General features: G+C 45.7%; 6 protein-coding genes. 2 read left to right on the top strand and 4 right to left on the bottom strand.

The genetic code is table 11. The features are described 5' to 3' along the window. Positions 1-2: 2 nt before the first annotated feature. Together Q0314_RS04330 and Q0314_RS04325 are read left to right on the top strand one after the other, a co-directional pair. On the top strand, positions 3-1,010 hold the full coding sequence (locus Q0314_RS04330) for a chorismate synthase (RefSeq protein WP_298056900.1): 1,008 nt from the start codon (positions 3-5) through the stop codon (positions 1,008-1,010). A 50-nt stretch (positions 1,011-1,060) separates the two neighbouring features. Beyond that, positions 1,061-1,222, top strand: a complete 162-nt coding sequence (locus Q0314_RS04325; RefSeq protein WP_298056898.1) for a hypothetical protein — start codon at positions 1,061-1,063, stop codon at positions 1,220-1,222. A gap of 540 nt (positions 1,223-1,762) precedes the next feature. On the opposite strand, the gene Q0314_RS04320 is transcribed toward Q0314_RS04325, so the two are convergent. The 4 genes from Q0314_RS04320 to Q0314_RS04305 all read right to left on the bottom strand — a co-directional run. Continuing rightward, positions 1,763-2,338 (bottom strand): ribonuclease HII, encoded by a 576-nt coding sequence (locus tag Q0314_RS04320; protein ID WP_298056895.1) that lies wholly within the window; start codon positions 2,336-2,338, stop codon positions 1,763-1,765. 90 nt (positions 2,339-2,428) lie between these two features. Continuing rightward, a complete protein-coding gene (locus Q0314_RS04315; RefSeq protein WP_298056893.1) occupies positions 2,429-3,310 on the bottom strand; it encodes a hypothetical protein in 882 nt (293 codons plus the stop codon). A gap of 9 nt (positions 3,311-3,319) precedes the next feature. Beyond that, positions 3,320-4,414, bottom strand: coding sequence for an ATP-binding protein (locus Q0314_RS04310; RefSeq protein WP_298056891.1), 1,095 nt, complete (start codon positions 4,412-4,414; stop codon positions 3,320-3,322). Between the two features lie 127 nt (positions 4,415-4,541). Beyond that, positions 4,542-4,829, bottom strand: a 288-nt coding sequence (locus tag Q0314_RS04305; RefSeq protein WP_298056888.1) for a tetratricopeptide repeat protein, incomplete at its 5' end; no start/stop codon positions are given.

The following is a 4,829-nucleotide window of genomic DNA, read 5'->3' as shown; positions in this document are numbered from 1 at the left end:
CGATCGGCTTTATCATCCGAAACGAAAATCAAAAATCGGGCGATTATGAAAATTTGCGCGAGCTCTTTCGCCCCGGGCACGCCGACTACGCCTACTACCGCAAATACGGCATACGCGACCACCGAGGCGGCGGACGCAGCTCGGCTAGAGAGACGGCCGTGCGCGTGGCTGGCGGAGCGATAGCTCAAATTTTGCTGGGCAAATTTGGCATCAGCGTACAAAGCGGCGTGGCTAGCGTGGGCGAAATTTCGTGCGGCGAGCGGTTAGACTTTGATCTCGCGGCGCGCTCGGAGATATTTTCGCTAGGCAACGAAGAAGCGATGAAAGAGGAAATCCTAAAAGCCAAGCGTGAGCACGATAGCGTCGGAGCTAGCGTCGTAACGGTGATCCGCGGCGCACCGGCGGGGCTTGGCGAGGGGTTATACTATAAATTTGATGCGGCCATCGCGGCTGCGATGATGGGAATAAACGGCGTCAAAGCCGTAGAGGTCGGTGAGGGCGTAAACGCGAGCAAAATGCGCGGCAGCAAAAATAACGACTCGATGAGTACGGCGTATGCGGGCGTAAATTTGACCGACTCGGCTCGCGGCGTAAATTTGAGCGCGGATAACCCTGCTCTTGACGGTGCGAAGCAGCGGTCAAATTTAAACGGTGGCAAATTTGGCGAATGCAAAAGCGAGGCAGACGGCGAGGCTTGCCGCGGCTCAAATTCAAACGAAAAATTCGGTTTTGCCTCAAATCACGCGGGCGGGACGCTGGGCGGCATGACGAGCGGACAAGAGGTCGTGATAAAAACGCATTTTAAGCCGACTCCGTCGATATTTTTATCTCAGGCGACGCAAAACGTGCGCGGCGAGGACGTCATCTGCGAGCTGCGCGGACGACACGATCCGTGTATCGGAGTGCGCGGCAGCGTCGTAGCCACCGCGATGGCAAGGCTCGTAACAGCCGATATGCTACTTTTAAATTTGAGCGCAAATCTTGCGAATTTAAAGAAAATTTACGGCTAACTCCAAGATAAACCGTGTCCCAAACGAAGCTGAGGAAACGGACGCTGTGTATGACAAAGATGTTTGCCAAATTTATATTTATAATACAAACGGCAAAAAACGGCGTAACGGACGCATTTGATATAAAAAATATCTCACACGGTAGCTTAGAAAATTTGCTCGCAGGCACCGTAAAATATCTAAAATTTATGCAAGAAATCATAGAAAAATAGGGCACAGCGAGGGGCTAGGAGCTCGTAAATTTAGACTCTTTAACCCTAATGGCAAAAAAATATATCTTCAAAAGGAACTCGCCAAACAGCACACCTCAAACAGACTACAAAGCGCGAAAATCTAAGTCTTAGCACGATATTTTTACACGAACGAGTCGGCTTTTTGTGTTTATGAGGAGTTTCACAGCTTTTAAAATATCCAACGCAAAATAAGCCAAATTTGCTTCATTTTTGCGTTTAAATTTGCGGGATTTTTAACTAAAATTTAGAGTTTTACCGCTACGCCAAGCGGTGGTCGCCCTGAGGTCAACGGCATTGCGATAAGCGTGCGTAAATATCAAATTTACTCTTGTTTTCTTGTAAAATCAAATTCGGCAACTAGGCCGTATCGCATAATTCGGTCACTCGTAAGGTCGCCGATAAAACAGTTAAATTTAAAGACATTCTAGTTTTAGTTTTTTGATGTTTATATGAAAAAATCGTATAATTTATCGTCGCGCAAATGTTCAATCTATTTTACGAAAACAAGGCTACACAAAGTCAAATTTGCTCGTCAAACAACCCACACTCAAAGCTTTTTATGCGAAAGCTGTGTCTTTGCAGCGGCGAGTCGCCTAGTTTTGCTACCGCATTCAGATGTACCTTCGTGCCGTAGCCTTTGTGTGCGGCGTATCCGTAGCCCGTATGCACGCCGTCCCACGCCGTCATCAGCGCGTCGCGGCTTACCTTAGCTAGGATGCTGGCCGCGCTTACCTGTGCCACTTTGCCATCGGCTTTTATCATCGTTTTTATGCCGGTGCCGTAGTTTGCGTTGCCGTCGTAGAGCAGCTCGCAGCCCGCAAAATGCGCCTTAAACAGCCGCAGTGCGCGTCTGAGGCACTCGCTAAGGCCCAGTTCGTCGATTTGTTCGTTTGAAAAATACGCGATGAGAAATTCCGAGTTTTTGGCAATCTGGCCAAACAGCTCCTCTCGCCGCTTTGCCGTCAGTTTTTTAGAGTCGTTTAGTCCAGCTATCTCGCGCTTTAGCACGCATGCGGCTACCGCCAAAGGCCCAGCTAGCGCGCCGCGTCCCGCCTCGTCGATACCGCAGATTTGGGCGTTAGATTTGTTTTTCATCGCTACGCTTTCAAATAAATTTTGCAAAATTTAAGCTATCAAATTTTGTCTTGCATGTTTCAAAGTTTCCTTTTCTGGCGGAAAATTTGCCTAAAACAGCCCAAAATTTTGCTTTAAATGCTCTTTGATAGGCTCAAGCGGTAGCGAGATCTCGCTGTTTTTGCCGCCGGTCGCGCCGTCAAAAAACGTAATCCCGCTTGGCGAGAGCGTAAAATTTTCGCTCGGAGCTATCTTTTCTTTTGCAAAGATCGCAGTTAAATTTGCATCGTCTAAATCCTTAAAAACGTCGCTCAAATTTATCTTTTTTAGTTTTTTTAGCCAGACGGTTTTGCAGATTTTCCCGCTCGCGCCGAGTTCGCAGACGCTTCTTATTTTGCCGTTTTGATACTCGAGGTTATTTAGCGCGTTTGCGATGTTTTTTGATGGGTCTTTGAGCCATGTCGATTTAAAATTTTCAAGCTTTGCGGCGAGGAATTTTTTGATATTTTGAGCAAATTTGGAGGAGTAAAAGTCACTCGCTACGGCTTCAAATCGCGCCCCGTCTCGCCCGATCTCTTGCAGCCCTAGCGCGGCAAAATCATAGCTCGCGACCTGTTTTAGCACGACTTTTCGCGCCTTGCCTCTGATCGCTAGTTTGCCCGTTAGTTCGCCGCTATCCGCTTTCACGCTTAGATTTAGCCACTCGGTGACCGCATTTACGGCAGTTATATCGGCGCCCGATTTTTCGATGCTGCCCTTACTAAAGTCGTATCTGGCGCCCTCGAAAAAGGCGTGCCCTTGAAATTTAGGCGGTGAAACGACGCCCTTGTCGCTAAAATTTTCAAACTCGGCCTCAAGCTCGCTGATGTAGAGCTCAAATTTGCTCCCGTCCGCCTCGCCTGCAAATTTATAAATTTTGCCCTCGTTTTCGTGTTTGATCTCGTAGCCTAGCGCCAAAACGCAGGCTAAAAATATTGCCGTAACCGCTCTCATAACCGCTCCTTATATACCCAGTGCCCAGCGCGAAAACGGCGCGACCTCGCATTTTATGCCCTCTACGCTCGTCTCGCCCGAGTTTGCCACGCTGATTGCTTGTAGCCTATTTATACCTAAATTTTTTAAATTTGCGTGCAGTTTTTTAAATTTTAAAAAGACCAAATCCGCATCGCTAAACGGCGAGCAAATGATAGCAAGTTTCCTTTTTGGCAGGAAAAAATCAAGCTCCTTGGTGTAAAAAATCCGTTCGTTGAATTTGGCCAGCTCGCAAAAAACCGTATTGTTAAAATTTTTAGCGAAGTCCTTTTTTATGCTTAGCGCACTTTTAAACGCAAAGTCGTTAAAATAAAGCCTTTTTGCGGCGTTTGGCTCGTTAAATTTTTCCACTAGGCTAACCGCGCTCATGTTTTCCAGCTCGCTAAGCGCGCCGTAAACACTGTCTTTTGAGATTTTGCGGGCGGATTTTAGCGTGCTAAAAATCTCAAAAACGCTCACATTTTGCGCCTGAGTCTTCGCACACTCTTTTAGTACGGCCAGCTGCGTGGCGGATAGAGACGATTTTAGCGCGGTTTGTAGATTTGCCGCGACGTTTTCGGCGTCGCCAAAGGCTGATGCCGGACTCCTGCCGTGAAGCAAAAAGTGGCTAAAAAGCGTCTCTGGATCGATCTTTTTCGAAAAAAAGGCGATAAATTCCTCGTAGTCTAAAAAATCCAAATTTAGCTCGCTAAAGCCGCTTAAATTTGCATCTTTAAATCGCGAGGCTAGGATAAAATTTGATAAATTTAGCTGCAAAATCGGCTCAAATTTTTCCTGAAATCTCTGCTCAAAATCATCGATCGCTAGAATTTTTATCTGCGGATTTTGGTGTAAAAACTCGGGCAAATTTGACAAAATCTCATCCGCATCTATGCGAAGGTCGCCTAAATTTACGTACAAAAACTCTTTGCTATCAAATGCCGACAAAAAGCCAGCGATAAGCGAGGTTTTGCCGCTTCCTATACCGCCTTTTATCAGCGTTTTTGGTGCTGTGATCTCAAATTTTCTATTTATAAATTTGATATTTTTGGGCGGGTTTTGATAAAGTGCGTTTAGGATTTGCATTTTTTGCCTTTTAAATTTGGAAAATTATAGCAAAGTTTCCTTGTAAAGAGGAAGATAGTTAAAATTTGACGTCAAAAAACAAGGGTAAATTTAACGATTTTTTAAGGGGTGGGGGGTATAGAATGCGTTAAATTTTTATTTGAAAGGCGGATATTATGAAAAAAATTACGGTTTTTTGCCTAATGTTAATAAGTGCTTTGGCGATAGACAATCCGATGTCGCAAGACTTAGTATATAACTCAAACGCTTTTTTGTAGTCCCTCTTTACGCCTTTTTCATTTTCGTACATAAAGCCCAGATTATTGCACGATCTGTAGTTTCCCTTATCGCAGCCCTTTTTATAAAATTTCATCGCCTTGCCGTAGTCTTGCTTTACCCCGTACACCTCAAAGGCAAAATCATAAACTCCGCCCGC

The organism is uncultured Campylobacter sp., assembly GCF_938040115.1.
GTDB lineage: Bacteria > Campylobacterota > Campylobacteria > Campylobacterales > Campylobacteraceae > Campylobacter_A.
This window is presented reverse-complemented; position numbering and strand designations above follow the sequence as displayed.

Excerpts from the sequence above, each read along its gene's own strand:
- Q0314_RS04310 (WP_298056891.1), bottom strand. The coding sequence starts at position 4,414 with ATGCAAATCCTAAACGCACTTTATCAAAACCCGCCCAAAAATATCAAA.
- Q0314_RS04325 (WP_298056898.1), top strand. The coding sequence starts at position 1,061 with ATGACAAAGATGTTTGCCAAATTTATATTTATAATACAAACGGCAAAA.
- Q0314_RS04320 (WP_298056895.1), bottom strand. The coding sequence starts at position 2,338 with ATGAAAAACAAATCTAACGCCCAAATCTGCGGTATCGACGAGGCGGGA.
- Q0314_RS04315 (WP_298056893.1), bottom strand. The coding sequence starts at position 3,310 with ATGAGAGCGGTTACGGCAATATTTTTAGCCTGCGTTTTGGCGCTAGGC.